The 17218-nt window shown below is 51.8% G+C and carries 16 protein-coding genes; 4 read left to right on the top strand and 12 right to left on the bottom strand.

Features of this window, described 5'->3' with window-relative positions; genetic code table 11:
* Positions 1-50: 50 nt before the first annotated feature.
* Positions 51-1145, bottom strand: coding sequence for a GntR family transcriptional regulator (locus HH215_RS30480; protein WP_169283323.1), 1095 nt, complete (start codon positions 1143-1145; stop codon positions 51-53).
* A gap of 200 nt (positions 1146-1345) precedes the next feature.
* Between HH215_RS30480 and HH215_RS30475 the strand changes: the two genes are divergently transcribed.
* Positions 1346-1534 (top strand): hypothetical protein, encoded by a 189-nt coding sequence (locus HH215_RS30475; protein ID WP_169283322.1) that lies wholly within the window; start codon positions 1346-1348, stop codon positions 1532-1534.
* A gap of 39 nt (positions 1535-1573) precedes the next feature.
* On the top strand, positions 1574-2071 hold the full coding sequence (locus HH215_RS30470) for a YcxB family protein (RefSeq protein ID WP_169283321.1): 498 nt from the start codon (positions 1574-1576) through the stop codon (positions 2069-2071).
* A 67-nt stretch (positions 2072-2138) separates the two neighbouring features.
* On the opposite strand, the gene HH215_RS36155 is transcribed toward HH215_RS30470, so the two are convergent.
* From HH215_RS36155 to rfbF, 3 genes are read right to left on the bottom strand one after another with little or no spacing between them, the layout of a single operon-like run.
* The gene (locus HH215_RS36155; protein WP_217362256.1) at positions 2139-3263 is read right to left on the bottom strand and encodes a thiamine pyrophosphate-binding protein; all 1125 of its coding nucleotides are present in this window, start codon (positions 3261-3263) and stop codon (positions 2139-2141) included.
* On the bottom strand, positions 3260-3931 hold the full coding sequence (locus tag HH215_RS36150; RefSeq protein ID WP_217362255.1) for a thiamine pyrophosphate-binding protein: 672 nt from the start codon (positions 3929-3931) through the stop codon (positions 3260-3262). Before HH215_RS36150 ends, HH215_RS36155 begins: the two co-directional genes overlap by 4 nt.
* A complete protein-coding gene (rfbF, locus tag HH215_RS30460; RefSeq protein ID WP_169283320.1) occupies positions 3928-4707 on the bottom strand; it encodes a glucose-1-phosphate cytidylyltransferase in 780 nt (259 codons plus the stop codon). The genes HH215_RS36150 and rfbF overlap by 4 nt, the downstream gene beginning before the upstream one ends.
* A gap of 313 nt (positions 4708-5020) precedes the next feature.
* Here rfbF and HH215_RS30455 point away from each other — a divergent pair, with 313 nt between their 5' ends.
* Positions 5021-5455 (top strand): hypothetical protein, encoded by a 435-nt coding sequence (locus HH215_RS30455; protein ID WP_169283319.1) that lies wholly within the window; start codon positions 5021-5023, stop codon positions 5453-5455.
* Positions 5439-6707 carry an IQM protein middle domain-containing protein gene (locus tag HH215_RS30450; RefSeq protein ID WP_169283318.1) on the top strand — a complete coding sequence of 423 codons (1269 nt, stop codon included), beginning with the start codon at positions 5439-5441 and terminating at the stop codon, positions 6705-6707. Before HH215_RS30455 ends, HH215_RS30450 begins: the two co-directional genes overlap by 17 nt.
* A gap of 20 nt (positions 6708-6727) precedes the next feature.
* On the opposite strand, the gene allB is transcribed toward HH215_RS30450, so the two are convergent.
* From allB to HH215_RS30410, 8 genes are all read right to left on the bottom strand, one after another.
* Complete coding sequence (gene allB, locus HH215_RS30445; RefSeq protein WP_169283317.1) at positions 6728-8140, bottom strand: allantoinase AllB; 1413 nt, start codon at positions 8138-8140, stop codon at positions 6728-6730.
* A 146-nt stretch (positions 8141-8286) separates the two neighbouring features.
* Positions 8287-9240 (bottom strand): magnesium/cobalt transporter CorA, encoded by a 954-nt coding sequence (gene corA / locus HH215_RS30440; RefSeq protein ID WP_169283316.1) that lies wholly within the window; start codon positions 9238-9240, stop codon positions 8287-8289.
* A gap of 56 nt (positions 9241-9296) precedes the next feature.
* Positions 9297-10328 carry a glycoside hydrolase family 88/105 protein gene (locus tag HH215_RS30435; protein WP_169283315.1) on the bottom strand — a complete coding sequence of 344 codons (1032 nt, stop codon included), beginning with the start codon at positions 10326-10328 and terminating at the stop codon, positions 9297-9299.
* Positions 10329-10352: 24 nt separating this feature from the next.
* Positions 10353-11129 carry a carbohydrate ABC transporter permease gene (locus HH215_RS30430; protein ID WP_375140535.1) on the bottom strand — a complete coding sequence of 259 codons (777 nt, stop codon included), beginning with the start codon at positions 11127-11129 and terminating at the stop codon, positions 10353-10355.
* A gap of 70 nt (positions 11130-11199) precedes the next feature.
* Positions 11200-12099: a carbohydrate ABC transporter permease gene (locus HH215_RS30425; protein ID WP_169283313.1), complete on the bottom strand. Its 900-nt coding sequence runs from the start codon at positions 12097-12099 to the stop codon at positions 11200-11202.
* Between the two features lie 279 nt (positions 12100-12378).
* Positions 12379-13737 carry an ABC transporter substrate-binding protein gene (locus tag HH215_RS30420; RefSeq protein ID WP_169283312.1) on the bottom strand — a complete coding sequence of 453 codons (1359 nt, stop codon included), beginning with the start codon at positions 13735-13737 and terminating at the stop codon, positions 12379-12381.
* Positions 13738-13841: 104 nt separating this feature from the next.
* Positions 13842-15404, bottom strand: coding sequence for a response regulator transcription factor (locus HH215_RS30415; RefSeq protein WP_169283311.1), 1563 nt, complete (start codon positions 15402-15404; stop codon positions 13842-13844).
* 3 nt (positions 15405-15407) lie between these two features.
* Entirely contained in the window at positions 15408-17153 is a 1746-nt protein-coding gene (locus HH215_RS30410; protein ID WP_169283310.1) for a cache domain-containing sensor histidine kinase, read from the bottom strand.
* Positions 17154-17218: the final 65 nt, after the last annotated feature.

Genomic DNA, 17218 nt, shown 5'->3' with positions numbered 1-17218 from the left:
CTACAGCCCATATTATACACTTGTACGTACAGGTGTGTCGATAGTTTCCGTCAACGGATATCCAGAACGGATTGGCGAACGATCAGCTTCGGCGGATGCAGCATTTCTTTGCTTGACGGAGCGTTCCCTTGCTCCAGTTGCGCGATCAGAACGTTCGCCGCTAATTCGCCGAGACCCGATTTCGGATGCTCGATCGTCGTTAGCTTCGTTTCCGTTGCCGTCGCTAGAAAAGAATCGTCGTATCCTATCATCGACAAGTCTTCCGGAATCCTCAAGCCCAGATCCCTGATCGTATCAAGCAGCGATACGGCCAGTTGATCGTTATAACATACGATCGCCGTAGGAGGCTGATCGGAAAGGAGCAGTTCGCGGAGCATCCTCTGAGGAAGCTCGTCTTTATTTTCGGTCGAATACCGTACAATCGAATTTCCGTCGGATGGAAGCTGATACTCTCTGCAAGCGCGAATAAACCCTTTCATCCTGCGTACCCCTTGCAAGTCGTCCGTTTTGAAAAAACCGGCGATTCTCCGATGACCCAGCTTTAGCACGTAGTCGGCTGCCATCAGTCCGCCGGCGTCGTCATCCATTCTCACGCTCGGAAACTCCAAATCCGGATAAGATTCGTTGATCATCAGCACCGGAATTCCGTGGTCCTCGATCGCCAAATAGTTATCGAAGTTAGGATTCCCTTCGGCGCTCTTGGTCGGCTCCACGATAAGCGCGCATACCGAGTGGCTCAGCATCATCTCCAAGCACTCCCGCTCCCGGTCTTTGCGATGATCGGTACTGGACAACAGCAGACGGTAGCCTTTGTCTTTAAGCGCCGATTCGATGCCTCGGACGATAGAAGGAAAGATGTAGTCCGATATAGAGGTCGTGATGACCCCTACGGTACGGTTCCCCGAAGCGCTGCGGCGCTCGGCGGATTGCCTGCTCACGTAGGTTCCTTTTCCCTGTTCTCGGGTGAGCCACCCTTCCGCGACAAGCTCTCCGATCGATTGGCGCACCGTCTGTCGACTCAAGGAAAACTGCTCCGCCAATTCGTTCTCCGAAGGCAGCTTGTCTCCCGGACGATACCGCCCGCCCGCGATCCATGATAAGATCTCTTCCTTAAGCTGCAAATATTTCGGCGATTGTGCATTCATCTCTAAGTACCTCCAGCTCGCGCGAACTCGTCAAAATCATTATGGACAGTATACCACAGGAAATCACTTGTACGTACCATTTTAACATTAATCCCTTAAGGTTGTACGGTGTCGCTTAACGTTCATCGCCGCTGCCCAAACTTTCGCAAGATATGATATAGTTTGATATAGTTTATATATCTGATCTTGGAGGTTTTCTATTGGCCAGCCGAATGATATATACGACCGAATTTATCGATATCAGTGCCGATAACGATAAAAAACAGGTTCACATCGAGCTTTCGAGCAGCGGTTACCGTCCGAAATACGTCTCGTTGTTCATCGATAATCGCGAAGAGTTAGAACGAATCATCGACGCGTTGCAAACGGCGAAAGCTTCTCTAGAGTAAAACGATATTCGATTCACCTATTTAAGGAGGAAATTCAAGTTGGTCGACATCACGTTTAAGTACAGCGAATATATGGGGAAAGCAATCAGAGGGTACCATCATAACTCTCTCCGGTTCTGGGTCTCGAACGGGATCGGCTTAGCGATCGTCCTGTTAGAAATCATTATGTACAGCCAGAATTCCAACTCAAGGCTATTATGGATCGCCCTCTTCGTCATCTTGGCGCTCGGCGCCTCTTATGCGGCATCCTGCTATCTTCAGCCCTCGAGATTTACCAGCGATCCGAGATATAACAAGTTATTCACCCTATCCGTCGGCGACGAGAAAATCCAATTGAATTCCGAAGACCTCCATTCCGAAACCGACTGGAACAGCGTGAAGAAGGTTTGGGCTACGGATCGATTTTATTATCTCTTCCTAGACAAGAGAGAATTCTGGGTGCTTCCGAGAGACCGATTCACGGACAGCGCTCAAGAAGAGCAATTCAAGCAGATCGTGAGCAAGCATCATCCAATCAATAAAGGACTCATTAAGTAACCGCGAAAACCGGATGATCCAGGTTGCCGATTTATCCTGCTATCCGCATAAAAGAAGAAGGACCCGCTCACGAGGCAGGTCCTTCTTCTTCAATAGGAGGAACGAGCAGTAGTCTTCGCAATTCCTCGCGCTCCAATAACGGCTCCATATCCTCGACCGGCCGGCCAACTCCTAGCTTCGGATGCACGGCGGAGCTCATTGCGATTTCGATCTCGGTTAAATCCGGGCCTACCGTTCTTTGCGCGTCTACGGAAGCCGCCCAAGCCCGAAATTCTTCCTCATTCGAGACATAAGAACCCGGTATACCGTAGGCTTCCGATAGCTTCACGAAATTCGGGCTGCTGTATCCGTCCACCGTGGAAGTTTGTCGGCCGCCGAAATAGAGATCCTGGAACTGCCTGACCATGCCAAGCGAACGGTTGTTCAGAACGATCATCGCGATCGGCAGCTTCCACCGAACGACCGTTTGCAACTCTTGGAGGTTGACCTGCATCCCTCCGTCTCCGGCGATCATGACGATTCGCCGATCCGATGCCGCGAAGGCGGCACCGATCGCCGCGGGAAGACCGAAGCCCATCGCCCCCATTCCTCCCGCGTTCAACATTCGCATATCTCCTCTTATCGCCAAAGACTGGCTCGCCCACATTTGATGCTGTCCGACGTCAAGACAGACGATCGTCTTGTTCCCTAACGCATCCCCAAGCCGTTTCATAAGCCGATTCGGATCGATCGATTCATTCTCTAACCCACCGCCCCCGGTCGGGTACCGCTTGCGGTAAAAGTCCAGCCGATCTTTCCAAGCCGTCCATTGCTGCTGAATCGGGTAGGCTTTCCACGCCGCCAACAGCTTCTCCGCGAACGGCCGCAGAGGACTATGGATAGCGAGCTCCGCTTTCACTTTCCTCCCCAACTCCGCATCGTCTATATCTACATGAATTACCTTCGCCCCTCGCGCGAACGTCTCCGGCCTCGTCCCGGTCTGCCTTGTATCTAGCCGCGATCCCAGCACCAACAAGCAGTCGCAATTCGCTAACGCCAGATTAGCGTAGCGGTGGCCGTAAGAACCGATGAGTCCCAAGTTCCAAGCATATTCCGAAACTATCGCGTCTAATCCCATAAGCGAACAGACGGCGGGAATGCCCGACAAAGTTAACCATTCCCTTACCGCGTTCGTTGCTCCGGAAGCCCTCACGCCTCCCCGACGAGAACGATCGGACGAGTCGACTTCTTAAGCAGCGCGATCGTCTGGCGAATATCCGCATCGGCAGGACCGGAAGGACTCCCGGCAAGCTCCAAGGCATATTCTTTGCTGGCGTAATAACTGTCTAGCCGCTCCGGAACCACTTCCGCTCGTTGCACGTCCATCGGTATGTCCAACAGTACGGGTCCCTGTCTCCCCGAGCGGCAAAGAAATACCGCCTTCTCCAGCTCATATCGAAGGTTGGCCGCATCCGTCACCATTGCGGCGTATTTCACTAGCGGCTTAGCTACGTTTACGATATCCGTCTCTTGAAATCCGTTCTGACGCACCTTATCGGCGAATTTATACTCGAACGTGTTCACTTGCCCGGTCAAGAACAAGCAGGGCACCGAATCGAAGTAACAGCTTCCGATGCCCGTCAGCAGATTTAAGGCACCCGGACCGCTCGTCGCCATGGCAACGCCGATATTGCCGTTAACCCGCGCGTATCCTTCAGCGGCGAACGCTGCCGCTTGCTCGTGATGCATCGCTACGGCCTGGATATCATCCCGTTCATCTAACGCATCCAACAGATGGGCAATCGCCCCTCCCGCCATTTCGAACACGTGCTTGACGCCGGACTCCGCAAGAAAATCTATCATGTATCTCGCTGCCTTCATGTCGGCCAAACTTTCCAAGGAGCGCTGCCCGATTTCCACAATCCTTCTAACAACGTTTTATCGCGCAGCGTATCCATCGGATGCCAGAACCCGTCATGCTCGTAAGCTTTCAACTGACCTTGCCCCGCCAGCGCTTCCAACGGCTCCTTCTCGAGCATCGTATCGTCTCCCCCCATGTACGCGAACACCTCCGGCTGAAACACGAAAAAACCGCCGTTGATCCATCCGCCATCCCCGCTTGGCTTTTCTCGAAACCCGTCTACCTTTCCCGATGCGCCGATTTGCAAAGCTCCGAATCTTCCTCCCGGCTGCACCGCGGTTACGGTCGCCATTTTCCCATGAGAGCGATGGTATTTTACGAGCTTAGAGAGGTTCACATTGCTTAAGCCGTCGCCATAAGTAAGAAGAAAAGGCTCATTGTCCAAATAAGGCCGAATGCGCTGAATGCGACCGCCGGTTAACGTATCCCTGCCGGTATCCACTAAAGTGACTTTCCACGGATCCGTGCAGCGTTGGTGCATCGTCATGCTGCCGCCGTCGGCGAAGTCGAAGGTGACGTCGGACTCATGCAAGTAATAATGGGCGAAAAATTCCTTGATCAGCACCCCTTTGTAGCCGAGAGGGATGATGAATTCTTGAAACCCGTAATGCGAGTAAAGCTTCATAATGTGCCACAAAATCGGTTTATCCCCGATCTCGATAAGCGGCTTCGGCCGATTTGCCGTTTCTTCGCTAAATCTCGTACCGTAGCCTCCGGCCAGAATGACCACTTTCACGGTCAATCCCCCTTATCCGACAGATTGTCTCTTACTTCATATGCCGGAACCGGAAACGGGGTGTGGGACGAGGGCGGTTAACTATTCGGGGAGGACAAACCGGATTTTTTCATTGCGAAAACAGTCGAAAAATCGTACGATGGAATTAAATTCGACTATTGGAGACGATTTCCATGGGCAACGGCGCCATCGGCGGACTCAAGCCATTATTCACAGGCAACTGAAAATCGAAAGCTCCCGCTCGCGGAGTTACGCTCGGAGCGCAATTACATATGAACCCCGTGCTTGATCTTCAGCAATCGGAGCAGGAGAGATGCAGGTCAGGGACGGTCAAGTCGCGCTCGTCTCGGATGCAAGCGGGCACTACCAACCGGGATCCAAGCAAATGATGCAAACCGTTCAGGAGCTGGAGAGAAAAAAGGTTGCCATGGAAAGATTGGGCGTGGAGTTCGTCGGGAAACGGGAAGACAAGGAAGACGAGGAAGACGAGGAAGACGAGAACGGCTATCTCCAGCTAGATGAGGAAGATAACCCTTTGAAGCAAGATCAGCCGAACAAGAACATGCAAGTCTCCGCCTTGGAACTTCTCGGGTACGCGAACCATAGTCCGCATACCGCCGAAGCGCAAATGCGCAAAAGCCACGCCAAGAAAAACGAGTTTTACAACAGTTACTTAGTACGACAGCAACTAGAAACCGCGCATAAACTACTTTTAGATTGGAGAAAAATCCATGACAAGAGCTCGTAGCAACGCGATTTCCGGAGGTCAGGCGCCGTTCCTGGGCGCCCAACGATCGCCCGGTCCCGCGAGACCCCCGATGATCGGTTCCCACAGGCAAGCGCAACAAAACCCATTGACGGACATGCAGCAATCGATTGGAAACCAAGCTACGATGCAAAGCATGGATGTCGCGCCCGAAACCCCTTATTATACGGAAACCGCCTCCTCTCCTCCCGTCATTACAAGCGGTTACTCCGGGGCTCCGACCGCCCCCGATACGACTTATTACACGGATACGGATTCATCGTCTTCGATCCCGCAGCAAGCTCCCAACGTTCCGAACGCAAGTTCATTCGAGATGAAACCGATGTTGCCTTCGATGCCGAAGTTCGACAAGCAAGACGTCATCGGGCCGAACGCGAGAATGAATACCGTATTGCCTTCCCAAACCTTTTACGCCGATACGGACGAGGCTAGAGCGCCATTCGCCCGCGGCTTCAACGATCAAGGCCAAATGACGAACGCTTCGGACGGAAGCGAGCTGAGCACGATCGGAGCCAGGCAAGCCGCTTTTAAGGGCTCTAAGCCGGATCGCCATATTTTCACGATGGATAAAGAGGGGCAATTCCATACGGCAGACGCCATCAAGGAAAACGAAGATCGGGGACAAAATGCCCTTAACCAAGGCCTTCCAATGCAAGAGCGATTCCATCACTCCAGCTTCCATGGCGGCAAGGACGTAGCGGGGGCGGGCGAATTGCAAGTGAGAGACGGACAAATCGAGCTCGTCTCCGATACGAGCGGCCACTATCAACCCGGATCCATGCAGATGATGCAAACCGTTCAGCAGTTGGAAAAAAGAAAAGTACAAACCGAGCGGCTCGGCGTCGAATTCGTCGGAAAAGGCGGTACGCAGAATATGCAGGCCTCGGCAACGGAACTGCTCGGTTACGCCAACCACAATCCGGAAACGGCCGAAACCCAAATGCGCCATAGGCACGGACAAAAAAACGCCGTTCTCTCGGAGCTGTTAAATAAGGCCAACAACCCCGACGGTCAGAACTTGAAGCCTTCCGAATTGAACCGCAGACCCGAGGAGATGGCGCCTGACAACGCTTCCGACCAGCGGGCACAAGCGCCTTCCGGATTCTATACCGGCGATGAAGCAGAGGAATCGGAGCAAGCTGAGTACGTCTATACCGATATCGACTCAGGTTCGGATACGGCAGAAGATCATTCCGAAGCCGAAACCGAGAATGAAGACATTTACTATAATTAAGCGGAAAACGCCAGCCAAAGCTATAAAAGTTTCCGTTTACGCGATTGTTCCTCCTTCGTCGGAATCCAGATCCCTTCCATGGACGCTCCGACTCCCAGCTCCGGCGTATAGACGACTTTCCCGCGACTCATCGTCAGCATAACCCGGCAGCGGAATTCCCGTCCGGCATACACGCTCTGCCGATGCCGGTAAAGGAGTTGCTCGGGTTGAAGCACGTAAGGCGCATCCGGATTCACGAGGACGATATCCGCATCCGAGCCGATCGCGAGCTTCCCCTTCCCGGGGAACAATCCGAACCTCTTGGCCGGATTTTCCGAGAGCAGGCGGGATAACAGAGGCAGCGGAATGCCTCTGCGGAGATACCCTTCATCGAACATCAACTCTAACGTACTCTGAGCGCCGGATATTCCGCCCCATATCGCAAAATAATCGTCGCCGGCGTTCATTTTCATCGCAGGAGGGCAGGGCGAATGATCGGAAGCGATCAGATCGACTTTACCCTCCGCTATTCTCGCCCACAATCCTTCCCTCTCCCTCATTCCGCGCATGGGAGGCGCGCATTTCGCCAGAGGACCTAAATTCCCCATATCCTCATCCGTGAAGAGCAAATAATGAGGACAAGTTTCTACCGTAACATTAACGCCGTTCTGCTTCGCCTCCCAAATGATATCAACGGCTTGAGGGCTGCTAATATGCACGAGGTGCAGAGGGCAATCCGTCCTATCCGCGAACAGGAGCACTCTGCGGACCGCATCCAATTCAGCCGCGAGCGGTCTAGATTCCAGAAAATCCCCTACGCTTCTCCGTATGCGACCCTCGAACTTCTTGGACATCGCCGCGATGATTTCCTGACTTTCCGCATGGACAGCCAACACTTTATTTTTGCTTGCTAGAACTTTCATCCCTTCGAATAGAGCAATATCGTCTACTTCCCTAAAGCAGCCCTCGCCCGTATCGCCAGGGAAAGACATGAACGCCTTAAATCCGACGACCCCGGCGTCCGCCAATGCCGCCAGCTCCTCCAGGTTATCCGGAACGAGTCCTCCCCATAACGCGTAATCGACATGAACGCCCGACCTTGCGGCAGCTTCAAGCTTCCGGTTCATGGCATCCACGTTCACCGTCGGAGGAAGCCCGTTCAAGGGCATATCGATGAAAGTCGTGCAGCCTCCGGCCGCAAGCGCAGCCGAACCGCTCTCGAATCCTTCCCATTCGCCTAGCCCGGGTTCATTGAGATGAACATGAGCGTCAACGGCTCCAGCCATCACGAATAATCCTTGCGCATCTATCGTTTGCTTAGCGGAAAATGGAATGTCTGGGGCAATGTCTACGATCTCGCCGTTAAGGATTCCGATATCCGCAACGCGGACGCGATCGGAAAGCACGACGTTCCCACCCTTGATAATAAAATCCAACTTGACTTCATCGCGCACGCCGATCCCTCCTACACAAATAAAACATCCTATTTTATGTTATATAATATAACATAAAATAGGATGTGATTTGAAAAAGAAGAGACTTTTCATTTTATATGTAATAATACATAACACAAAAGATACATGGACTAGCATAATAATCCTCAGTCAAACCAACCCTTGCGCTTAAACCACATATACATCCCCGCGCCTAACGTGATCATCACGCCGATAACGACAAAGTAACCTGCTTTCCACTCAAGCTCAGGCATATGGACGAAGTTCATTCCGTATACGCCCGCGATAAAGGTTAACGGCATGAAGATCGTCGTAATTACCGTTAAAGTCTTCATAATCGCGTTCATCCGGTTCGAGCGCAACGAATCGTAGCTGTCTCTGAGATCCGCCGTCATCTCTCGGTTAGACTCGATCATCTCCGTCAGTTTCAACAGATGGTCGTAGATGTCCGTGAAATAAGCGAGCTGTTCTTTAACGCCGGAGATCTTATCCGAGTTAATGACCCGATAAAGCAAATCCCTCATCGGAATGACGGTGCGCCTCAATCTGAGCAGATCCGCCCGGATGTCGTATACTTGCTCCGTCAACGCCTGAATATCCGGTCTATTTTCACCCTGATCTTCTAGCTCGTTCAACTGATCCTCAATCGTATATAAGGTCGGAAAATAATTATCGACAAGCTTGTCCATGATCAAATAAGCGACGTAATTATGATCTTTGCCCTTGCGAATCGCCGAATCCTGCATTCTCCGCCAAGCCTCGTCGACTTCCGAAGAGGGAGCGAGATGGAATGTTACGATCCCTCTCGGACCGAGGAAAAAATCGATCTCTTCAGCCTTAAGAGTCTCGGGATGAAGGGCATGCAGAACGAAGAAATGCGTATCCTCGTAATGGTCCACCTTAGGCCTCTGGAGTAAATGCATGCAATCTTCGATCGCGAGCGGGTGAAAATGAAAATAGCTGTCCAAAAGCTGAATTTCTTCGTTCGTCGGACAGTCGAAATCGACCCAAAACCATTTGATATTGCCGTCCATCAGGTTATGAAGGGGAACTTCCGCCAACAACTCCTGATCTTCCGTAACCGCCATAATCCGAAGCAATCTCCTCACCTCTATCGTCCATTATGCTCCGAATCGGTAGGAAATGGCAACTGCAATCAGTATGGATTTTTACGTACGTTCAGCACGTCGGAAAGGAAAGCAAGCGTAAGCCCTTGGCCCCAGCCTTGGATTCGTTTATCGGGTACGCCCTTGTAACCCGCGGCGTCTTGCATGACGGCCGTTCCGGCAGAAACTCCGGTTACCGTGCCGTCCTCTTGGATCCGGGCGATGATTCCATCGATGGAACGTTGCGTGTACTTGTTGTAAAGCCGGCCTTTGGTCAGCAGCGCTGCGGCGATGCCCGCGGAGCCCGACGTCTCAAGAGGCGAAGACGGATCATCCAATATCGTGTGCCATAACCCCGATTCATCCTGCAATCGCGCTAACGCGCTCAATTGATCTCGCAGCGAACCTTCGATGACCATGAAATTCGGAAGATCGACCGGCACGATATCCAGCGCCCGCGCCATCGTTAATGCCGCCCACGAATTGCCGCGCGCCCAGTGAACTCCCGACATATGGTTTCCCGCAATGTTGTCCCAACCATGATAATAGAGGTTAGTCTTCGCATCCTGAAGAACGTTCTCATGGCCATGATACTGACGTAATCCGTCGGCGAAATAATCGTCCCGATTCAACAGCTTGCCGATCCGAAGCAGGAAGTACCCCGCCATGAACATCGTGTCTACCCAAGCCTGCTCGGGGAAATTGTAGGTTTCGGAATTGACCGTATGCTGGAAAATACCCTCCCCGAACCTGACGGCTTCATGCGTCAAATACTCCGCCATTTCTTTCGCCGTCTCGATATATCGCTCGTCCTTCGTAACCTCATAGAGCGTTAGCAACGAATGTCCGATTGATACTCCGTTCACGGACAGCTTAGGCAGCCCATCCTCCATATTTTCGTCTACCCAAGCTTTTAACCGATCCAAATACTCCGTTTTCCCCGTTGCCGCATACGCTTCGCACACGCCATAAAAGGCTACGCCGCCGGGCCAATCCCAGCTAAAATCCATCCGGAACGTCCGGTCTACTACGCGATCGATAACTTCGATGATTTCGTTATCGTTAAATTGCAATGCAGGCATGTCGTCTGCTCCCTCCAATGTGAATTACCCCTTTAAGCCGCTTGTGCTGATTCCTTCGACGATATACTTCTGGAAAATAAAGAAAATAACGAATACCGGTACGAGAGACAGCGTCGACATCGCGAACATTCCGCCCCAGTTGTTAAGCGACTCCCCGTCGAGGAACAGCTTAAGCGCGAGCGATACCGGGTATAAATCCGGTTTGTTCAAATAGAGCAGCGGATGGAGGAAATCCTCCCAAGTCCAGTAAAAGGAGAAGATCGCGGACGTCATAAGCGCCGGCACGATAAGCGGCAGGATGATTTTGAAGAAAATGCCGTATTTACTGCAGCCGTCTATTTTCGCCGCTTCGTCGAGATCGGCCGGAATCGTCCGGATAAATTGCATGATCAGAAAAATGAAAAACGGGATTCCCAGAAACTGCGGCACGATAATCGGTTTGAACGACTGCAGCCAGCCAAGCTCGGAGAACATGATAAATTGCGGGATGATCGTCACGTCGCGCGGCAGCATCAACGTCAGCATCATGCAACCGAACCAAAAGCCCTTGCTGAAGAACGGGATGCGCGCGAACGCGTAAGCAACCAACCCGGAGCTGCAAACCGCTCCGATCGTCGAAAGGATGACGATAATAAACGAGTTTTTGAAAAACGTTCCGAACGAGTTGCCGGCGAAACCGGCCCATCCGGTTACGTAGTTGTCCCATTCGATCCGGCTAGGAATCAAGCTGTACGCCGTCGTGAAGATTTCGTCGTTAGGCTTAAGCGAGCTGACGATCAGCCATAAGATCGGGTAGAACATGCAGAAAGCCAGACCGCCGACGAGGAGATGATAAGAAAGCGACTTCCATCTTTTGCGCGAGATCGCCATGTTATTTGTCCCCTTTCGATTCGTAGTGCACCCAGTAGCGGGAGGATTGGAAAATCAGCAACGTGACGATACCTATGACGATCAAGGCTACCCATGCCATTGCCGAAGCGTAACCCATTTCGTAGAACACGAACGCCCTTTTGTACAAGTACAGGGAGTACAACAGCGTCTGATCAAGCGGACCGCCTTCGCCTCTGGAGATAATGTACGCCGGCGTGAAAGTCATGAACGCGGAGATCGTCTGCATGATTAAGTTAAACAGGATAATCGGACTAAGCAACGGCAGCGTAATCTTGAAAAACTGGCGAACCTTGTTCGCACCGTCGACGCTGGCGGCTTCGTAATAATCCTTCGGGATGTTCTTCAATCCGGCAAGGAAGATAAGCATCGAGGAACCGAACTGCCAGACGGACAAAGCGATCAGCGTCCACAATGCCGTGGCCGGATTGCCGATCCAAGACGTATCCGAATCGATCCCGATAAGGCCGAGCGCGGAGTTGACCAACCCTTGATCGCCGAACACTTGCGACCATAGGATCGATACCGCGACGCTTCCGCCGATTAATGACGGCAGGTAGTACGCCGAGCGATAAAGTCCGATTCCCGATATCGCTTTGTTAAGCAGCATCGCGACTCCCAGGGCAAAAGCAAGCCTTAAAGGCACGCTGGCGAAAACGTAGTTAAGGGTGACGGAGATCGACTTCATGTACTTCTCGTCGTCCGTGAACATCGTTCGGTAATTGTCCAAGCCGACCCAATTCGGCGACTCCAACAGGTTGTAGTCCGTGAAAGAATAGTAGAGAGAGGAAAACACCGGGTAAACGATAAACACCAGGAAACCCAGGATGAATGGAGCGGCGAACAAGTAGCCGACCACATGGTTATTCTCGCGTAGTTTCATGATTTCAGCTCCTTGGGCATGTCGGGTTCGATGCGGTTGCGGTTGCTTTAGCTAGGTTAGAAAGCGTTTACTCATACTCTTATTATGAAGTTCGCAATCGAACATCTGAAGGCAAAAAACCGTTGTTTTTGTTCAATTAGCCGACATGCCTAAGGGGAGCTAATCGATTATTTCGAGCAATTCCGGCAGTCCGGCGCTTCGCCGCGCAATTCTGAATCCCCGTACGCAAGCAAAACCGGATCCGCGATAATCGCGGACCCGGTTTCATTGGCCTTTGGCTTATTTTTTGTTCTTAGCAAGAATTTTGTTCGCTTCTTCGCGGAACTTGGCCGCGCCTTCTTCAACGGTCAGCTTCTTGTACAGGATTTGCTCTGCCGTATCTTTCAGAAGCTTGTCGACTTCGACGGCCCCTACCGGATTCGGCGGATCCATTTGGCTGCTGTTCTGTTCGGCCCATGCGACGTAATCGAATACTTTCGCTTGATCCGGAGTCAGGCTCGGTTTCAGAGCTTCCTTCACTTTGGAAGAAACCGGTACGCCGCGCTCGCCCATGATGATTTTGTTCGCTTCAATATCGTTAACCCAGAAGCTGATGAATTTCGCCGCTTCTTCTTTGACTTTCGAGTTTTTGGCGATCGAGAAGTACATGCTCGGTTTCAGGAACAACGCTTTGTTGTCGTTCCAGCCCGGTACCGGCAAAATCTCGAACGGACGTTTCGCCACGCTGGACGAAAGGATGAATTGGTTCGACCAACCCCACGTGCTAACCGCGTTGCCTAGCTCCAGTTCGCCGTCTTCAGGCGTGCCTTTTTTCTGCGCCAGCTTGTCGAGGGACAACAGATTTCCGTTGTCGTACCACGTTTGATACATCGTATAGAAGTCGATGAACGGTTTGTCGTCGGCATATCCTAGGCTGGAACCGTCCGCCGCGTACATATGTTGACCTTGGCCTCGTAGATAGAACGGGAAGAATACGTCATGACGAAGATCTTGCGTCAGAATTTTACCTTGCGCCTTCATGATCGGACCTAACTTAGTGAAGTCTTCCCATTTCCAATCTTGCGTCGGCATCGTGCCGCCCGCTTTCTCCAGCATCGCCTTATCGACGACTGCCAAGAGAGCGTTGGAACCGAGGTTCATCGCGAACAATTGATCGCCGATTTTACCGCCGGATAACGATGCTTCGCTGATGGAACTCACATCGATCGTGCCGTCTTGCGTGAAAGCCGTCAGATCTTCCAACTGGCCGCGACCGCCGTATTGGGAAAGGTAGGAAATATCCATTTGGATAACGTCGGGAAGATTGCCTGCCGCCGCGTTCGGGGCGAGTTTCTTCCAGTGATCGTCGAAGGAAGCATATTCGGGCTCGATCGTTACGTGCGGGTTAAGCGACTCGTACATCTCGATGACTTTCAGCGTATAATCGTGACGGGCTTGACCTCCCCACCAGGCAACGCGCAACGTAACCGGATCTTTGTTGTCGCCTTCCGATGCCGACGGCGAAGCTTCCGCCGAACTAGCCGCCGGCGATGATGCCGCCGGAGCGGAGCTGGCCGCGTCTTTGTCGTTATTGGAGCCGCATCCGATCATGCTCATGACTAAAGCAAGGCTTACTAACCCCGTTAATGCTTTTTTCATTTTTTAGTCCTCCCCTGAGCCCTCAGTAATTATTGATAGTGCTTACATTTCCTATTATCAGCGGGATCGACCGAAAGCGTAATCCAAAAAACCGTGCTGTTTGTTCAAAAACCAGAGTTGTCCGGAAGCTTCATATATTCGGATGGGGTGCATCCCATTTGTTTCTTGAACACCTGACTGAAGTATTGGGGATTATCTCCAAAGCCGAGCAATTCGGCCATTTCGAATATTTTAATATCCGGGTCCTTCGCCATCAGCTCCGTCGCCTTCTTGATCCGGGCTTTCACGACATAGTTGGAAAACTTCTCTCCGGTTTCCTTCTTGAATAGTTTACCTAAGTAGTCAGCGTTCATATAGAGCATCTCGCTAGCCACTAAGTTGAGAGAGAGCTCGGAGTTGCTTAACTGACCGTCGACGATATCGATGACCTTGCGGACGATAGAAGTATGCTTGACCACGTTCCGCTCATAGTGGTACTGCGCAAGCTCGCGTACCGTTTCTTCTAATAACTCTTGGATCGCTTGCAGCGTATTCAGCTCTACGAGCTCCGACATTTTGCGGTAATAGCGGTCGATCAGTTGCGGGTCTCCCAACCGTAGCAACGACACGTATTGCTGAATGACATAGGTTTTGGTCACGTTGATGTCCAGCTTCGCTCGCTTGAGCGCTTCCATCAGATCGGATAACGCCTGTTCGGCCTCTTCCCGAAGCCCGGACTGTACCGGCATCGTCAGCTTCTCTTCCTCGAAATCGAAATGCCCCATCGACCCGGGACTTCGCGCTCCCGTATCCTTCCGCGTGATAAGTCCGCCTTCTCCCAGATAGAACCGATATTTCAAGCTTTGGAGCGTTTCCTGATACAAACTTCTCGCCCGGGTTATCCGATCCGGCTCGCTCAGAGCGATCGTCGCGTCCATCTTATAGTAATGCTGGAACGTATCCCGAATCTCGTGAATCCGTCGGTACAGTTCGGAAAGCTCGAGCGTATCTTCGACGAGAACGAGTACGTGGTCGCCGATCGTCGTACTAAGCAGCGTGTTTCCAAGCAGGTCTTCCGCGATGTTCTTCACCGCAAACAAGTGCTCGAACTCCACGGAGCCTTCCAGTTGGAAGAGCAACAGCCGCACGGGACGTTCGATCTCGAAACGAAACAACTCGCGATAATACTCCCAATCCCGGCTGCCGTAAGTTTTGTTCGTAACGAACTCCTTCAGTACCTGCTCCTTGACGTGCGGCATTACCTTCAATAACCCCTGCTTCATATTCAGCACGAACCGCTCCCGGGTTTCGTCCAGATTCAGTTCCTCCACGATTTCCGTCAACGCTTCCGCGATTTTCTTTTCGTTCGTAGGCTTAAGCAAGTAATGCTTAACACCGTACTGCATCGCGCGGCTCGCGTAATCGAACTCTCCGAAGCCGGATAAGAGCACGAAACGGACGTTCGGATGGGACGCGTGTACGGCGGCTACCAGTTCCAGCCCGTCCATTCCCGGCATCCGGATATCGCTGACGACGACATCCGGCATCAGCTCATTAATTCGCTCGTAGGCCTCCAGCCCATTAGGCGCGGTTCCGATTAGCTCCGTGCCGATGGACGACCAGTCGATCATCTGCGAGATCCCGTCAAGAATAATTTTCTCGTCATCGACGAGCAACACTTTGTACATCTTTTAATCCTCCTCGTCCCGCGGTAAAGCAATGATCACCCGGGTCCCTTGTTCGGGAGCGCTGTCTATTCGCACCCCATACTGCTCCCCGAACGCGATTTTGATCCGTTCATCGATGTTAATGAGCCCGATCCCTTTTCCTTTGGCTTCCATTTCCCCGCTCCGCAGCTGAATAAGCGTGTCTTGCGGCATTCCCGGTCCGTCATCCTCGACGACGATGAACAGACCTTCCTCCGATAACTCGGCACGAACGACGATGCGGCTTGTCCCGATCGTCGGCTCCAACGCGTATTGAATCGCGTTCTCCAAGAGCGGCTGCAGCGTTAACTTGGGAAGCTTGCGCGACAGCAATTCGTCGGGAACGTCTAACTTGAAATCCAAGCGTTCATCGAATCGGTATTTCTGGATCGTCACGTAGCTTCTCACGACTTCAAGCTCTTCCCCGAGGGTCAGAATCTCTTCCTTCATGTTAATGGAATTGCGAAGCAGAAAACCTAGCGACTCCACCATGTTCGAAATTTGCGCCTGCTTGTTTACCTTCGCGATCCAGTTGATCGATTCCAGCGTGTTGTACAGAAAATGCGGGTTGATCTGCGCCTGCAGCGCCTTGAATTCCGTTTCCTTGATCAGCAATTGATTGGCGTAATTTTCCGTGATGAGCGTGTTAATCCGCTCGACCATCAGCCTGAACGTACGATGCAAAAGCCCCATCTCGTCCATCGCCATCGGCGTATCGTCCGCGGTTTGCAGGTGAGCCCCGGCGAAATTTCCTTTCTCGGCCATTTTCATCCGGGTAATCAAACCGTCGATCGGACGAGTCAGGCTTCTGGCAAACCGAATTCCGAGAAAAATTACGAGCGCGAATATCGCGATAAATACGATAACGACTAACTCTTTAATAAAAATAACCCGTTCGAAAATTTGATTAAAGGGAGTGATATTCAAATACGTCCATCCCGTGTTCGTGGACTTCGTATACGAGATAAAATACGTGTGGCTCTCGATTTTCCGAGTAAAATAGCCCTTCTGCGCTTGAAGCTCTTCGCGAACGACGCCAACGTCGAACAGAGGTTCCTTCGGATAAATAACTTCCCCGCCCGAAAAGAGGATCAAATCGCCCTCTGCGGCCGAGTATTGCTGCGCGATCTTAGCGATATTGACGCGAATAACTAACGTTCCCAAAAATTGCAGATCGAAATTCGTGTTGCTGAACGAACGAATTTCCCTCGCGGAAATAAGCGCGGGATCCTTCTCGTCCGGATAGATCCACACGATATCTCCTTCCGCTTCGCTCGTTAGACGCTTCATCCGTTCGCTTTTGCCGGCATCGATCTCCGTTACGTTCCCCGCGCCATTCTCTTTCCCTTCGGAGTCGATCAACTGAATCGAATAGATGGACGGCTCCGATCCCGCATAGGTCAAGAGACGATCGATTAGTTTTTGCCGCAAAATATGCTGGTCGTATTCGGATTCCGCATTCTTTATCGCCAGAAGCTGGCTCTGCAATTGAATATCCGCAATGATATCGTACGACATTTGCTCTATGCGGCTCAGCTTGGTCTCGATCGCCGCCGAGGACAGATTGAGCACTTGCGACGATTTGTCGTACAGCTGTTGATCGTAAATCGAAAAGGCATATTGTTGCACGAGAAACGTAAACGAGAACGTAACCGCGATAATCAAAGCAAACAGGATCGATAGCTTGTTCTTGATTTTCATATGCCGGAAGGAGTTAAACCAGTTCTGCATGCCGGATGCCGTCCTCCCCATCGAATAGGAATAAGTTTTAGTCAGTATGACATCCGCGGCAATCG

Source organism: Cohnella herbarum (genome assembly GCF_012849095.1).
Classification (GTDB): Bacteria; Bacillota; Bacilli; order Paenibacillales; family Paenibacillaceae; genus Cohnella; species Cohnella herbarum.
This window is presented reverse-complemented; position numbering and strand designations above follow the sequence as displayed.